This is a genomic window from Streptomyces sp. H27-H5 (assembly GCF_026627505.1).
Classification (GTDB): Bacteria; Actinomycetota; Actinomycetes; order Streptomycetales; family Streptomycetaceae; genus Streptomyces.
The window spans coordinates 1-14,343 of the sequence record NZ_JAPNLK010000143.1; the positions used below are offsets into that span (position 1 = coordinate 1).

14 protein-coding genes are annotated in these 14,343 nt (G+C 59.8%); 1 reads left to right on the forward strand and 13 read right to left on the reverse strand.

The annotated features are described in order from the left end of the window. Positions 1 to 104: 104 nt before the first annotated feature. The 7 genes from OTB19_RS38570 to OTB19_RS38600 all read right to left on the reverse strand — a co-directional run bounded on the left by OTB19_RS38570 (position 105) and on the right by OTB19_RS38600 (position 9,797). Positions 105 to 449 (reverse strand): hypothetical protein, encoded by a 345-nt coding sequence (locus OTB19_RS38570; RefSeq protein WP_267803461.1) that lies wholly within the window; start codon positions 447 to 449, stop codon positions 105 to 107. 11 nt (positions 450 to 460) lie between these two features. Beyond that, entirely contained in the window at positions 461 to 1,531 is a 1,071-nt protein-coding gene (locus tag OTB19_RS38575; protein ID WP_267803462.1) for a hypothetical protein, read from the reverse strand. Between the two features lie 4 nt (positions 1,532 to 1,535). Beyond that, the gene (locus tag OTB19_RS38580) at positions 1,536 to 2,771 is read right to left on the reverse strand and encodes a siphovirus ReqiPepy6 Gp37-like family protein (RefSeq protein ID WP_267803463.1); all 1,236 of its coding nucleotides are present in this window, start codon (positions 2,769 to 2,771) and stop codon (positions 1,536 to 1,538) included. A 7-nt stretch (positions 2,772 to 2,778) separates the two neighbouring features. Then, positions 2,779 to 3,690, reverse strand: coding sequence for a phage tail domain-containing protein (locus OTB19_RS38585; RefSeq protein ID WP_267803464.1), 912 nt, complete (start codon positions 3,688 to 3,690; stop codon positions 2,779 to 2,781). Between the two features lie 99 nt (positions 3,691 to 3,789). After that, a complete protein-coding gene (locus tag OTB19_RS38590; RefSeq protein WP_267803465.1) occupies positions 3,790 to 8,382 on the reverse strand; it encodes a transglycosylase SLT domain-containing protein in 4,593 nt (1,530 codons plus the stop codon). A 419-nt stretch (positions 8,383 to 8,801) separates the two neighbouring features. Continuing rightward, positions 8,802 to 9,095: a hypothetical protein gene (locus tag OTB19_RS38595; protein WP_267803466.1), complete on the reverse strand. Its 294-nt coding sequence runs from the start codon at positions 9,093 to 9,095 to the stop codon at positions 8,802 to 8,804. A gap of 96 nt (positions 9,096 to 9,191) precedes the next feature. Continuing rightward, entirely contained in the window at positions 9,192 to 9,797 is a 606-nt protein-coding gene (locus OTB19_RS38600) for a hypothetical protein (RefSeq protein ID WP_267803467.1), read from the reverse strand. Between the two features lie 81 nt (positions 9,798 to 9,878). On the opposite strand from OTB19_RS38600, the gene OTB19_RS38605 reads away from it, so the two are divergent. Next, entirely contained in the window at positions 9,879 to 10,193 is a 315-nt protein-coding gene (locus OTB19_RS38605; RefSeq protein WP_267803468.1) for a GNAT family N-acetyltransferase, read from the forward strand. Here OTB19_RS38605 and OTB19_RS38610 read toward each other — a convergent pair. The 6 genes from OTB19_RS38610 to OTB19_RS38635 form a co-directional block, all read right to left on the reverse strand. Then, complete coding sequence (locus OTB19_RS38610; protein WP_267803469.1) at positions 10,187 to 10,555, reverse strand: hypothetical protein; 369 nt, start codon at positions 10,553 to 10,555, stop codon at positions 10,187 to 10,189. The genes OTB19_RS38605 and OTB19_RS38610 overlap by 7 nt on opposite strands. Positions 10,556 to 10,572: 17 nt before the next feature. Further along, positions 10,573 to 10,923: a hypothetical protein gene (locus tag OTB19_RS38615; protein WP_267803470.1), complete on the reverse strand. Its 351-nt coding sequence runs from the start codon at positions 10,921 to 10,923 to the stop codon at positions 10,573 to 10,575. 309 nt (positions 10,924 to 11,232) lie between these two features. Continuing rightward, positions 11,233 to 11,802: a phage gp6-like head-tail connector protein gene (locus OTB19_RS38620; protein WP_267803471.1), complete on the reverse strand. Its 570-nt coding sequence runs from the start codon at positions 11,800 to 11,802 to the stop codon at positions 11,233 to 11,235. A gap of 52 nt (positions 11,803 to 11,854) precedes the next feature. Beyond that, a complete protein-coding gene (locus OTB19_RS38625) occupies positions 11,855 to 12,940 on the reverse strand; it encodes a hypothetical protein (protein ID WP_267803472.1) in 1,086 nt (361 codons plus the stop codon). An 84-nt stretch (positions 12,941 to 13,024) separates the two neighbouring features. Next, the gene (locus tag OTB19_RS38630; protein ID WP_267803473.1) at positions 13,025 to 13,555 is read right to left on the reverse strand and encodes a hypothetical protein; all 531 of its coding nucleotides are present in this window, start codon (positions 13,553 to 13,555) and stop codon (positions 13,025 to 13,027) included. 42 nt (positions 13,556 to 13,597) lie between these two features. Further along, a partial coding sequence (locus OTB19_RS38635) for a phage portal protein (RefSeq protein WP_267803474.1) occupies positions 13,598 to 14,343 on the reverse strand: 746 nt, incomplete at its 5' end.

The following is a 14,343-nucleotide window of genomic DNA, read 5'->3' on the forward strand; positions in this document are numbered from 1 at the left end:
ACTTACGAGGTGCCCTCTTGCTCGGGTCTGATGGAAGCGTAGAAACTCCCATCATCCCAGGTCAGCGGGCACCTCTTCTGATTTCTCCATCCACAGCCCGACCACTACGCGGTGGATCCAGGCTGAGTGCCATGCGGGTCCAGGGCTGTGACGTGGCTGGCGAATCGGTCACCTACGTCAGAGGCGAGGATGGCGGTCCGGATACCAGAGCCGAAGTCCACGTAGAGCCGCTCTGGGGAAGCGCTCGGACCGAAGAAGGGCGGGATCATCCCGTACGTGTCTGAGGTGATGCTCTGGATGGGGGCGCCTTCAACGTTCAGCAGGTCAACAACCTGCGTGGCGCCTGCTGTGGGGCCATCCCAGAGGGTTCCGGCGAGGCCGGGAACGCGGACACCAGAAGCGTCTTCCGCGACATCAGCGGCGGTGCCGCCGAAGAGATTTCGTGCCATGCGTTCTCCTTCTAATCGGTTACTAGAGCCGCCTCGTACACGCCTGAGACCGTGATGTATGAACGGCGGGGAAAGAAGTCCACGCCATCCATGCCTTCATCGGCAGACCACTTGGATCCCTGGTAAAAAGCGATTACTGACGTATTTCCGCCCCGATTTACCTTGCCGAGTAGCTGTACAAAGTTCGGCATGTTTGTGGCATTTGGTTCGGTGTTGTTGTCCATGAAGGCGGTGAAGAGCTGACCGGTTCGCCCGTTCGCAGGAACGGGAAGCGTCGTGCCAAAGGTCCAGTTACCCGGATGAAGCTTGAGTTCTGAGCCGGATGTGTTCTGGAGATGGATCGAGAACCAGATCATATTGGGGGCGATGTATCGGTATCGCCCCTCCCTAATGGCTGGCTGGTTCACATTGATGAGTTCCGGTGTGTACGTTCGAGTACGCCCGAAGTCTCTGGTAACCACGTATCCGTCACGGCCGTTGAAAGCCTCGTACTGTGTATCCGTGTTGTTGACGTCCATGTCATAAACGAGCGTCCCTCGGGGGAGGTTGCCGGCTGTGCCTCGGGTGTTCCAAGGGGACGCAATCGGTGCGGGAGCGTTGAAGGAAAGCCGGCTGTCTATGGTCACGGAGGCATCAAGAGCGGCTACGTCTACTTCAAACAGGACCATTTCCCAGAGTCCGCCGACAACGCGTCGGGGCTGGGGAGCCACGGGCGAGGACGTGGCGGTTCCCTTGACCACGGCGAGATTCACGGAGGAACTGGCCATGTCGGCCTGGATCACAACGATGTCCTTGCGGGCCTTGGTCCCTGGATTGGCCTCGATAGTCACCGACTTCGCGGCAGTGAGCTGGTAGTAGAAGCCACCAACCCATGCCTTACCCGGCTTTATCTCCACGGACCTTCCATTGATGATCCGACCACTAAAAGGGAGATCGCCGGCATCGTAGGCGGATGCGGTAAGGGTGTAGTCGATTCGGTCCCCGCCCCACATGTGGGCCATGGACTGCCACTGAGTCTGAGACACGATGGCCCTGCCGCCGTCCGAGTTATCCGCGTTGAACGGATAGCTGATTTCTGCCATTGCGTCACATCCTTGATTCGAGGCGGCGAAGCTTGCGCTGCATCTCGTAAACTGTCTTATAGAGGTTCAGTGGTTCGCCTGAGCCCTGCTGCCCGATCTTTGGGTTTACGTCTTGGGCATTGCCTCCATCGTCTACAGAGATGGAAACTTCACGGACGACGTCTGAGTATTCGGTGCCGTCGACAGCTACAGTCACCAAGTCGCCGACGAAGTAGTCACGGCCAAAGAGGCAGTCGGCAGTGTCGATGGGGTAAATCTGAAAGTTCCCGCGGGGCTGGTTTTCATCCAATGCCGTTTGCGCCGCTTCTTCAACAGCCTTCTTTGCTGCCTCAACGTCTTCAGTCGTCATGGATTCCTCGGACTTGACGGGCTGCCCGGTATTGCGATCCACCTTGAGTTGGATGTCTCTGCGGTCCACGAAGGTTTCGGCCTGAACTCCCCACTCTGCTTCTGCGGCGGTATCAACCTTCTGGTAGTAGTAGCGGTCTAGCTTCTCGCCAGCGGCCCCCACAATCGCCCTGGTGGCCTTGGGGGCGTTCAGTGTCCAAATGTATTCGCGGAGATTCCCCAGTTCTGGAGAGAAGCGCACACGCTTGCTCAAGTTCCGAGGCTTGAAGATTTCCAGGTCTATCCGCTGTGCATCGGGGTTGTAGAGGAAGCGGTAGGCGACGCCTCGCGACTTGTACCAGTCTTCGAGCTTGGAGCCGATCACGTCGAACCGAAGGCTGTCCGCCATGCCCGTGCCGAGAGAGGAGGGGACGAAGTTGATGCCGGCAATGCGGCGGTCAGCAAGGGCACCGGGGCCAAGGGCCCGGTGCAGCTCGTCATAGACCATCTCGCCGGCTGTGCCGGAGTTGGGAAGTTGTCGAGCTGGTTGGGCGGCAAGGTACTGCTGATGTACGGGCCGGCCAGGGTCGGGAAAGGCTAGGCGCCTGTAGGCAAGGGCGTTGTGACACTTGCCCCCGATGTAAAGCGAGCCCGGCCCTGTGTGCTGGATCTTGGTCCAATACTTCTGAAACACATCGACTTGGCCGGACAGGAGCGGCTTTGAAACACCGTCCTGCCAAATGGCGATGCCTCCGCCCTTCTTGATCAGGGCGGACTGTGGTGTGTCGTCCTTGATGAGAATTTGCCAGCTTCCCTCTTGTGCAAGGCGAACGGTGAAGTCCAGTGAGATCCACTGGTCAATTTCCCCCACACGTCTCAGGTATCGGTCGAACACTTCAACTCGGTAGCCCATGGTCCTCCTAAACGAATGACGCGTAACGTGGGTAGAAGGACAGGACTACGGATGCGTTGGATGTGCCGGCGACCACGGAGACCTTGGCGTTTGTTTCTCCTGGCTCAACTGACCAAAACTGAGGATTGGTGTCGAGTGTCGCCCAGTAGTTCAGGCCGGTATTGTCCTTGACGGTCTTTCTTCCTGGACGCGTATCAATGGTGAGCGTTCGGCCCAGCGGAACGAGGTCAGAACCGTCCTCCGGCGGAGACGCCTTGATGAGGTCTCCCTCTGGGCCTCGTAGAGAGAAGGACTTGATGGGTCCCGAGAGCTTCCAAATGGGCCATGCCTCGATGTCCCCGGCATTGCTGATGGTGATGTCATCTTCAGGTACACCCATGACGCCGGCCGCGAGCTGCACAGGAATGAATGCGCGGGAGGCGCTGAGAAATGCCTCTCCTGCTCCAAAATCCCAGCGGGTTGACTGGGCTCGGGTGGGGTAAAACCAGGGATCCATAGCGGAGAATGTGAGGCCGAACTTTGCCCAGCGGAAGCCGGACGCGTCAACACTCTCGGAGCCCTCCATGCCGCCCTTGTAGTAGGCGGTGAGTTGACGGACCCGGTTGACGCCTTCCGTGAACCGGATAAGGCAGTAGCCTCGTTTGGGATTCAAAGCCTGGAAGAGCTTACGCTTCAAATTATTAATGCTCTCGCGGTCATAGCCATGAAGGTAGACCGGAATCATGACCTCTCGTGCTGTTGCCCGTGCCGATCGGTAGATTGAGCCGTCCAAGTTGGGCGACTCATCGGAGAACAGCCCGAAGGGAGGCATATCCAGGCCTGTGGCCCCGGGCTGGATGAAGATGGACGACCACTGAGGCCCGTTGAAATCGGTGAGGGGGATTGGCTCCCCCTCACCGTTATTTCCAATCAGGGTCACGCGGGTATGCCCCCACTCAACCGGCCGAGGCGGCATAGGAAACTTAAGCGGCTGCGGTGACGGTTTCGGTAGAACGGGAATCGGCATACAGACCCCTCCTTACAGGTTGGTGTAAAGCGCTTCCGCTGTCTGAAGGGCCCGCATGACTGCTTGCGCAGTAGGCTCGTGACGAGCCTCGTGGATGTGGATCTCGTACTTCTTGCCATTCAGCATCGACTCGGTTTCCAGGTTGTTGTAAACGCGCTCGCCTCCGCCGAAGTGGACGAGCTCCCGGCCCTTCTCGCCAACCAAGGCAAAGCCAGGAGAGGCGCTAAGGGTGCCTGCGGCGTAACCGGTGTTTCCTGCCAGCATTCGCATCCAGCCTGACCCGTAACGCTTGGTTGCGTAGTTGAGGCCGGCGTAGATGTTGGCAAGCGGGTTTACAGAAGTGCCGTATAGCTTGGGCTGAGAGTTACGGAATGGACCTGCATAAGCGTCGAAGGTTGGACCGATTACCTGCATCAAACCAACCGATGGGTAACCGGCCTGCCAGTTGCTATCCCATTTGTTGACGATCATGGGATCTCCACCAGACTCCATACCAATGCGATAGAGCACGGTTTGCAGTGCAGAGGAGGGTATACCAAGCATCGACATGGCTTGTAGGGCTGTCGGCGCCCACTGTCCCGCTCCGCCCGCACCCGCCTTAGGGGCGAGGCCAGCGGCGAAGTCCGGCATGGAGGCCTGAACCGTGGACCCATTCTTGAAGTCGAAAAGACCTTCCGTGTTGGGCATGGACTCCTTGGCATTCTCCATGAACGCGCCGTAGACGCGGCCGGCGTAGCCCAGCGGGGAATCCTTGATCTCCTTCACGGTCTCGATCATGTCGATAATGTTGTTATAGCTTCCCGACACAATTCCGCCGATATCACCGAAAGCGTCCGTGAACGCTCCGATGGGGTCGGAGACGAGATCCCAGATGGCACCTAGGGAGTCACCTACACCGGAGTACAGGTTGTCCCAGACTTTTCCGAGGGTCTCCATTGAGAAGAGGTGCCCCATGTAATCCTTACCGCGCTGAACGATGTTTCCATCGCCCTTCCAGACGTCATTCCAGAAGTAGTCAGCCTGAACAGGAGCAAGGGCGCCACCGAGAATGCCAGCGGCCTGACCGACAAGTGTTGGAACCTTCCGGAGAAGGTTGAACACGTCGTCCGTCATCCAGTTGTACATTCCTCGGAAATTGTCGGCTGCCGCTGAGCCACCAAGGCGGGAAGAGCCGTCTCCAGTTCGCAGGATTCCGTCCTGCACAGAGCCACCAAGCCGATCGGAAGTCCCGTCCAGCTTCATGGTCTTGAGCATCGCAGTACCAACCGGAGCGATGCTCTGAAGGCTTACCAGTTCCTTGATGGCGTCCAGGTCAAGCTTTCCACCACCACCGCTAGTACCCCGCGCGTTTCGAGAGAGCTTTCCTCGGATGGCAAGAGCGTTCCACGTGTTGATGGTGCTCTCACCGAGTGCGTTGGTTACTTCGGGACGAAGTACGGCCTCACCAGGAGAGAGGATTGCCGGGATGTTGTCGACCCACGGTGCGTAGCCAGGCATGACGCCGGCATAGGAGACATCGGTGGGGCGCATGACGCCGCCTCGTGCCTTCTTTTTTCCGCCGCTGCTACTTCCTCCGCCACCAGGGGACTTCTTGCCGATTCGGTCAAGTGCCCCATCAAGGCCGTCACCCTCCTCGCGTGCGTTCTTCAGAGCGCGGGCGAGGTCATCGACCTTCCCCTTCACATCACTTAGGGAGCGCTGATTTAGGAGGCCGATGCGACCGGCCAGAGAGCCGGCGCCTGTGCCCTGGCCTACCTTCTCGTAGGCATCGTGAGCGGCATTCAGCAGGTTTCGGAACTCCTGAATTACTTCAGTCAAGCGGCGCTTATTGAGGTTTGCCACACGGCCCGAGACGGAAGAACTCATGGCTCCGTCGCCTACCTGATCGGCAGCACTACGGGCGGAGTTGGTCAGGTCGTCAATCGAGCCCTTGACCTGTCGGACGTCCTTGCCGTTGAGGTTGCCTACACGTGTGTTGACGCTGGTGACCTGGCTACCCGCATTTTCAGCGGCCGTCTTGAGGGCGTCTATCTCCGCCTTGATGGCGTTGAGGTGAACCCCGTCCAGGCCCCGGGCCTTGCCAGCCGCCTGGTCCAGTTCAGCCGTCAGCTTGCGGGCAGCCTCGTCCGCCTGGTCCAGTTCCTGACGGAGCTGACTGACAGACGTACGGTTGAGCTGCTGTGCCTGCTGCTGCACCTGGTTGACCGAGTTCTGAGCCTGCTGAGCAGCACCCTGCACAGAGTTGTTTCCTCCGCTGCCTAGAGCGGCAGCAATGTCCCGGAGGGTCTGGCTGTTGAGCTCACGCAGCTCGGTACGGAGACGGGTGGTCTCGTCACGAGCCTCACGGGCCTGACGCTCCAGCTCCGCCATCTCCTGACGCTCGTTCCCACTGGGACCAGAACGGCCAAGAGCGCTGTCCACTACACGGCGCCCTACAGAACGGTTGTCACCGCCGCTTCGGTCAGTCCGGGTCTGCCGGTAGGCATCGCGGCCGGCCTGACGGATCTGAGAACGGCTGTCTCCTCGGTCTCGTGCCTCACGACGAGCCTCACGACGAGCGCGGGCCTGGTGCCGAACGTCGTTGGCGCCCTGGGCGCCGTTACCGGCTGCACGAGTGACAGCCGCCAGTGGCCCAAAGGCCCTTCCGACAAGCCCAGTCACCTTGCCCAGCACCTTGGAGAGCAGACCTACCGCAATGATCAGCGGTCCCCATTTGACAAGGAACTCAGCGATCTTGACTGCGACTTCCTTGATTTCTGGGTGCTGCTCCAGAAAGTTTGCCACGGTCTTGATCTGCGAAGTGAAAGAGTCGATGGCATCGAAGAAAAGATCCAGGAACTTGGGAATCTTGGGGCCATACTCCCTAGCCATGTCCTGAAGCTCATTGAGGTATCCGCCCTCAAAAGAGGTGCTCTCCTGGCCCCAATGATCCTTCTTCGTAACCTTCTTGCCCATGATGCGCTCACCGAGACCGGTGTACTCCACCATGCCGGTTTCAGGATCAGTCTTCGCGAAAAGGTTGCCCAAGCCGAGCTGAGCGCCCTCCTTCATCTGCTGAATACGACCCGTGATGGTCGCAGAGGTGACCTTCTTCGCGTATCCCTGCGTATCAGTACCCATCCAGTTGTCAATCAGGGCCTGAATCATCTCAGGTCCCTGGAGACCCCCGGTCTCCTTCGCATTGGCCATCAGTTCAAGGATCTGAGCGGCAGCCGTGTGCTTAGTCGGCTGCCCATCCTTACCCTTCACCATCTTGTCCTGATAACCCATGAGCTGAGCAAGCTCCTGAACCGGGATACCGGCTGCGGCGGTGAATTGCTTCAGGTTTCGAGTCGGTACCCGCTCAAGGTCAAGAATCATGTCAATGGCGTACATGGCGCGAGACACCATGGCAGGGTCCAAGTTTCCCGCCTTAGCGGCATTGTCACCGATCATCATCACGATGTCGGCCGCACGCTCAGACGCTTTCTTTCCTGCCTGTTGCTTCTTCTTGGGGTCCTTCGACTGGGAGCCCTCTTCGTGGGAGTACAGACTTCGGATGTACCGAGTCATGTACATCTGCATGTCTTCGATGCTGAAGGGGGTATCGACACCGTACTGACGAATCTTCTGAAGGGCTGCCGCAGAGTCCTTCGCGGAGACGTTGGAGCCCATGAGGCCAAGCTGTCCCAGAATGAGGGAGTCGGCAGACTTCACACCAACGGTGGTCAGCAGTCCGCCGGCGAGGGCCAGAGGAGCGAGGAACTTGGTAGCGAGAATGTTTCCGGTCTCAGTAATCGAGTTTCCGATGTTCTCGAAATTCGTGCCCAGCTTCTTTAGGCCCGCCTCTGTGCGGCCAAAGAGAGTCTGCGTACTAGTAGTGGTCGCGGTCATCTGCCGCTGAAGATCCCGCATACGGTCGCGGGTCTGCGTGATGATCTGCTGCTGTGTGGCTATGCCGGCCTGATGGGCTTCTCGCTGTGCCTGTGCCTCAGACCTGATAAGGGCAAGCCGCTCACGCGTAGCTTCGCGCTGGGCGGCTACCTGCTGCCGCAGGGCCTCGCGCTCAGCCTGAAGCCGTAGACGCGCTTCCCGCTCAGTGGTCCGCGTCTGCTCGCGCTCCAGGCGCTCCTGCTCGCGCTGAGTCTGTTCCAGCAGCCGGCGCCGCTCGCGCTCCAGGCGCTCGGCAGCGTTCTGCCGATCCCGTGCGGCCTGCTCTTCCAGCCGTACCGACTGACGCAGTGCAGTTCGGGTCTCCGTGGAGGTCTGCTCTAGAAGCTGCTGCTTCTTGATCTCCGCCTCGCGGAACTCGCGAAAGCGCTTGGCAGTCTCTTCCCCGAACTCGCGAGTGATCTGCCTTTCAATGGCCTGAAGAGTCTTAGCCGTATCCTTGGCTTCGCCCTCAATGGCCTGCTTCGCCTTCGCGGCCTGCTTCGCAGCCTCACGAGGAAGGCCCGCGAGTCCCGTGCTCACAGCCTGATTCAGGTTCCGAGCGGCAGCTACGCCGATCTTCTCCATTTCGGCCTGGACCTTCACCCGAAGCTCGCTCAGGTCCTTAGACGTCACCTTAGGTGTGATCTCGATATATCCGGTACCGACCTTAATCGGCGCACGTCCTTCGGCCATGGAGACCCCCTAGAGGCTGCTTAGCTGCCCCAGGAAGCTGCTCAACTCCGCAGCGGAGCTGAACTGTGTCTCTATGGGCTCTGGTTCTGGCTCCGGTTGACCGGGCCGTGGAATCGGTTCAGGCTGTTCAACGTCATCGGAATCTTCCGCGTTGGCCTTGTAGAACAGGAAGTTGGAAAGCTCAAGAGCGTCACTGATTCTGGCAAGGAGGTAGTCCGACTCTCCCCACCTAGTTCGCTCGTCCAGCGCTTCAAGCAGTGTGGAGCGTCCAGGCTTCTTCATCAGTGAGTTGATCAAAACCCCTACACGTCGTAGGGATAGCCGTCCGCGCCACAGGTCCAGGAGGTCTACGCCGAAGAACTCCAAGAGGTCGGCTTCTAGTTCATCCTGGTAGTCCTGAATGACGCGAACGACTGCTATCAGTTTCCCGAGTTGGTGTCTCGTCCCTGAGCGGCAGAGAGCTTCTCAGCGAAAACGCCAAAGTCTCGGATGGTTGGCCGGGTCTCCTTGTAGGCCTTCCACTGGTCTTCACCCACGATCAGCCGGCAAGCCTCGAACTCGTCGTCGGTCTCCAGCACCTCAAGTGGGAAGTCCAGCGGATGAGGCACCTCGAAGGTAATACCCGCGTGCTCAAAAGTGGTTGGACCCTCTTCGAGCGCCTCGGCCTTGGCCGCTACGGTCTTCTTGGTGGCAGTCTTCTTGGGAGCAGTCATAGGGGTCTCCAGGGCATAAAAGAGGGCCCCTTGAGGGGCCGGCATGGGTTGGGGTGAGAGAGGCCGGGGAGTTGAACCCGCCCCGGCTCGGGGGTACTACAGCAGGTTGGCAGTCTCGATAATGTCGTCATTCGTCAGCACATAGCCAAGGCTTCCGTGGTAGTCGAGAGCCTCGATGGTCAGCTCATACTTGCCGTTTTCTGTGCGGCTGAGCTGAATAGCTCCACGATCCGAGATCATTGCTCGCGGAATGACGCAGCGGTAGCGGATCGCGCCCTGATTCCAGTCCACCACCAGCGAAATTTCCTTGAAGTCTGGAGTACTCGAAAGATCCAGCCGGAAGATTCCGGTTCCAGTCTGACCAGCCATGACTTCAACCCACTGGTTGCCCCAGAAGAGTTCTGTGGTCAGTTCGTTGGTCTCCTGGAGCGTCGCCTTAATGGAAAAGCTCGCCTTGGTGACGTTGTAAAGCACAGGCGCAGCAGACTGCCAGGCCTCAACCGGCTGGCTTTCAACACTGGGGGTTAGCGTGACCCCCGCAGGGTCCACGTAGCCGAGAGACTTATAGCCAGTGGGCGCAGCGACACCATCCCCGATAGCGACCGGTGGGGTGGTACCTCCAGCGGTGCCATCAACTGGTGCGGGGGCAATGTAGATTGTGCCGTTGGGTGCGAATCGAATCTTCTTGGCATCATTGGCCATAGGTGGCCTCCTGAGGGCATAAAAAAAGCCCCCAGACAGGGGGCTTGTGCCGGAAAACGGCGATGGATAGGGTCAACGGCCATGAAGTCGATCTACGTACTCCACGGCGGATTAGCTTCCGTCAGCCTGATCTCTGACCCTTCCGGCAAAGAGCCGACCATCGTCACCGAAGTGGCAGTCAGGGAAGAAGCCAGGGGAAGGGGGCTGGGAAGCGAGATCCTCCGGCAGGTGTGCCGGGACGCGGACGCTGAAGGGACTGTGCTGCTTCTGAGCGTCGATCCCGGGCCTGGAGGCCTCAGCTACGAAGTACTGGCCGAGTGGTACAGCCGGCATGGGTTCCAGGGCTTCCAGCAGGATGGGCCCAGAGACAATGTCATGATCCGGTTGCCCTACTGAGCAGCAGTTAGGAACACGGCGATCTCTCCGCCGTACATGTGCTCACGAGACGAGTCGTCGGGGAAGTACGAGGGAATGGCGATGTCTTCGACATCGAGCACCAGGGCGCCGGCCACGGCCATACCGGGAAGCTCCTCAAGTAGCTTTTCCCGAACCGACATTGCCAGATCGATGCAGGCTTTGCGGTCGAGTGAGTACACCGAATACTCAATGTCCGCCCGATCCTCCGCATCGCGTACAACGCGGTAGCCGCCGGAGTGTTCCAGGTAGACCGTGGTGTCTCCGGCTACGTGTTCAGTCATGTCCCCTCGGACGGAACCAGCAGGCATCTCGGGCAGAGATCGCAGGTAGGTGACGAGCACTTCGACAGGATCAAGTTTCATTCGATCCTCGATTTCAGAAGGGCCGCCTTCAGGAAACGCCGGCCCGGATGGCGCCGGCCGGATCGGTCCCTGAAGCCCTGATCCTGGAGCATTGCGTGACGGACTCGGGGATTACGTTCAACCACAACGTTGCCGTACCAGCCCTCAAGTGAGTTCTGCACATACGCCTCAATGTTGTTCTTGATTCCGTTCCACGGGGTACCGCCAGAATTCTTGCGCCGCGGTGCACCCTTAATAGCCTCAGCCGCAATCTTGGACGTATGAAGCGCCACAAGGGCTTTCGTCGCGGTGCTGCGGAACATGACCTCTTCCCAACCGCGATGGATGGTCAGCTTGGTACGGGTCATCGAAGGGCCCTCCAAACGGTCAGCTTGGTATGCCGGCGGCTTGTCTGCCTGTGCCGGCGAGGGTCTCCGTCAACCTCGTACCAGAGGCCACCAATCAAAAGGCGGTCGGTATCCGTGACTTCAGCAGTCAGGGGGAGGAAGATGCTGAGCCGTTCCTGAGACACGTCACGGGCAGGTGAGTAGGACTCGTAGGCCTTCTCAGGCTGCACACTGCCCATGCCGGCCCAGACCTTGACGGCCTGGTCCCAGTCGGGGCGAGACGTGTAGGCGGACTGAACCTTGGTCGTCGCTCTCCAGACCTCCACGGGGTCAGTCATAGAAAGCATGTGGCCCCCTTGCGTCCAGCCGGGGGCCTTCCTTCAGAAGGGTGATGGAGCCGGCGCCCCTGCGCCGGTACGGCTTCAGTGAGGCCTTGGAGATGGCGGAGAGGGCCTGTGCGGCAGAGGCTCCGCTGAAGGACACCTCTACCTCTCCCACCCTCTCTGACTCCACACCAGGAGACAGGGCAAGCCAGCGGATCACCTCGGAGCAGGTGATCGCCTTCAGTGAGGCCGGAGGGGTCTGATACCCCCAGGAGCCGGTAACGGTGATGAGGGCCTGGCCCCAGCCGGCACCGCGTACGAGCTGCCGTCCGGTCCACGTCCAGTCACTGACGGCCTGGCCGTCCTGGTGGACTGCATCCACGGTGAGGAAGGTGGAGAAGCGGCCGGGTACGGCGAGACGGCAGGCCCCCTCAGGGAAGAGGGTGAAGGCCTCGCTCTGCCGCCTGACCATGTCTCTGCCGCAGTAGTCTTCGATAAGGCCCGTAACGTCCGCCAGAAAGGCGGAAATGCGGGTGTGTTCATCAGGAGCGACGGGCCGCCCTATTCGGGCGGCCACGTCTTCAACGGTAGCCAGAGGCAATGGGACCTCCCTGGAGGGTTAAGGGAGATCAGCCGGCAGGAGTCTCCGTGATCGCAATCTTGAGACCTCGTACGAACTTCTCACCGATGGTCGTCCCTCGGACCGCGTAATCCGCGTCCTCCTTGACCGTGGCCATGCCGTACATGGTGTCAAGGCCGATGGTGTCCATCTTCTTGTTGTAGTCGTAATCGACAAGCATGCGGGTAGCGATTCCGTTGACATTCTGAACGGAGCCGGTAACGGCACCCATTGGCAGAGCAGGGCACGCGGACGCAATCAGCATGGCGGACTTGTGGAACAGGTACATCTCCAGGCCGAAGGAGTTGTGAACCACGATGTCGAATCCGTAGATCCGGCCGATGGTGGCCCGCCGCAGGGCGTTGGTGTCGCCGCTGTAGTCGACTGCTACAAACTCGGGGTCCTTGAGGAGGATCGCCTCTACCTCAGGGCCGGCAATGAGATAGCGCTCAGATGCCGGCACCAGAGCCAGGTTCAGGTTCATTCGCGCATCTACGAGTGCAGTACGAATACCAAGGGCCCGCTGAGTCAGCTTCGCGGCAGTACCGTCCGCTGCCGGAATTGCCACGGTGATGTCTCCACCTACCGCGTTCTTCTGGCCCGCAGTCAGCCCGCTCCGGTTGATGTTGGCCTTGATGAAGGCCGCCACAGTGTCGTCAAAGTATTCAGCGAAACCGCGAGTCAGCTTGGAAAGTACCTGAGCACCGAACTGCCTGAGGTCAAAGGCCACCGTCTCCATGCCGAGTGCGGTTGCATTCTGCGCGAGGGTGGTGAGCTGAACCGGGAAGCGGGTCTCATTGATGAACCCGTTAGGTGCCCGGCGGTCTGCGCTGGGAAGTGGCCGATCCGAGGCCGCCGCAAAGACGTTCTTGTCACCAGTGATCGGGTTGGTGATCGGAGCGGAGATGCCCCCAGCTACAACCGGGATACCGCGAGACTCGCGGTTGACGTTGATTACGTCACCGACTCCGCCAGTGAAGTTCAGCTCAGAGTATCGGGCCGGGATGCCGCCAAGGGTGAGCTGTCGGTCCAGAATTCCCAGTGCAGCAATGGTGACCTGCTTGGGGTCAAGGTTAAAGTGATGCGTGGTAGCCATGCAGCCTCCATGAGGGCATAAAAAAAGCCCCCCAGGAGTGGAGGGCTACGCGGGATAGATAAGGGGTGGACTGAACATGGGCGGTTACAGGAAGTTTCCGCCGGAGATGAAGTCAGCCAGCTCGGTTGGGTCGAGACTGGCGAACTTTCCGTCAGCCCCTCGGTTGTGGCCGGCACCCGCCAGATGCGGGAATGCTCCGCCGTTGGTCGGCTTGGGCAGGGAGTCAATGAACGACTTCACCGCGTCCGCGTCGGGACGTTCGTTCTCGCCCTTGAATCGACTCAGGTCCAGGAACGACAGGTCGGGCAGTTCAGCGCCGGCCTTCACGGCCTGAAGCTGAAGTTCGGCGGTGACCAGCTCCTGAGAAACCTCTCCGAGCGCGGACGTCCGGCCCTCGGTTCGAGCGGCCTCTACGGCCACCTGCTGTGCGGCCTGGAGCTGCTGAAGCTCTGTACGAGCAGAGTTGAAGTTGCCTTCGTTCTGGCGGCTGAGGGCCTTCCAACGGTCCCGGTCAGCGGCCACCTCGTCCAGAGTCGGGGCAGCCGGCGGAGCCGGTGGTGTGCCCTGCGTACCGTCGTTGCCGAGCTGGCCAGGGTTCTCGTTCTGAGTCGTCATATGCTGTATCCCATTTCGGAGGTGACGCGCCATTTCGGCAGGTCAGTTCTTAGCTTCGTGAATCTTCCGGTTGGCGTTCCCGGAATTACCCTGCGGAGGCTTGATGGCAGGATTGCCCTGTAGTGCCGGCTGAGGCATGAGCTTCTGAATCTCGGCAGCGGCCTTGGCGTCGTCCTTGCGCATTTCGCGGAAGGAGTCGATCTGAGCGGCGGTGAAGCCTGCTTCAGCCCAGAGCACTTCCTCAGGAACATTTAGCTGCTTCAGCTTCAGAAGCGCGTCGATGTGCTGGGCTTCGGTCCTGTACTCAGGATCGCGCCATCGCGTTTCCATCTCAAAGGCGTTCATCCGCTTGTCTCGCTTCACGGCGAAACACAGCCTGATCACTCTTTCCCACGCCTCACCAAAGTGCAGCATGCGTTCCCGGACCTTTGCCACTAGGCCGGCCTCAGCCGAAATGATGGCCTCGCCAGAGGGCGTGCTTCCCGAGTTGACTAGGAAATAGTGACTGGGGACCCTGGATACCGAGCAAAGGTGCTGGACGAGCATATCTACCAGCACCACGTAGTTCTTCAAATCGGCTGCGGCGAAGGAGCCGAAGGCAGCGGAGGGGTCCTCTGCCTGAAGGATCTTGTCCAGGCCGACATTGAACGGCTCAACCGGCTTGTGACTGTTTTGGACGGCCGGTGAGCTGCGGCGATGTGGTGCGAGGTGGTCCTGCGGGGCCGGTAGATTGACCTTGTGACCGATGCCCCGCCGCAGCTGCCCTCGTACGAGGAGTTGGCCGCGCT

Coding starts and splice junctions, on each gene's coding strand:
- OTB19_RS38570 (WP_267803461.1), bottom strand. CDS start 449: ATGGCACGAAATCTCTTCGGCGGCACCGCCGCTGATGTCGCGGAAGAC.
- OTB19_RS38575 (WP_267803462.1), bottom strand. CDS start 1,531: ATGGCAGAAATCAGCTATCCGTTCAACGCGGATAACTCGGACGGCGGC.
- OTB19_RS38580 (WP_267803463.1), bottom strand. CDS start 2,771: ATGGGCTACCGAGTTGAAGTGTTCGACCGATACCTGAGACGTGTGGGG.
- OTB19_RS38590 (WP_267803465.1), bottom strand. CDS start 8,382: ATGGCCGAAGGACGTGCGCCGATTAAGGTCGGTACCGGATATATCGAG.
- OTB19_RS38595 (WP_267803466.1), bottom strand. CDS start 9,095: ATGACTGCTCCCAAGAAGACTGCCACCAAGAAGACCGTAGCGGCCAAG.
- OTB19_RS38600 (WP_267803467.1), bottom strand. CDS start 9,797: ATGGCCAATGATGCCAAGAAGATTCGATTCGCACCCAACGGCACAATC.
- OTB19_RS38605 (WP_267803468.1), top strand. CDS start 9,879: ATGAAGTCGATCTACGTACTCCACGGCGGATTAGCTTCCGTCAGCCTG.
- OTB19_RS38615 (WP_267803470.1), bottom strand. CDS start 10,923: ATGACCCGTACCAAGCTGACCATCCATCGCGGTTGGGAAGAGGTCATG.
- OTB19_RS38625 (WP_267803472.1), bottom strand. CDS start 12,940: ATGGCTACCACGCATCACTTTAACCTTGACCCCAAGCAGGTCACCATT.
- OTB19_RS38630 (WP_267803473.1), bottom strand. CDS start 13,555: ATGACGACTCAGAACGAGAACCCTGGCCAGCTCGGCAACGACGGTACG.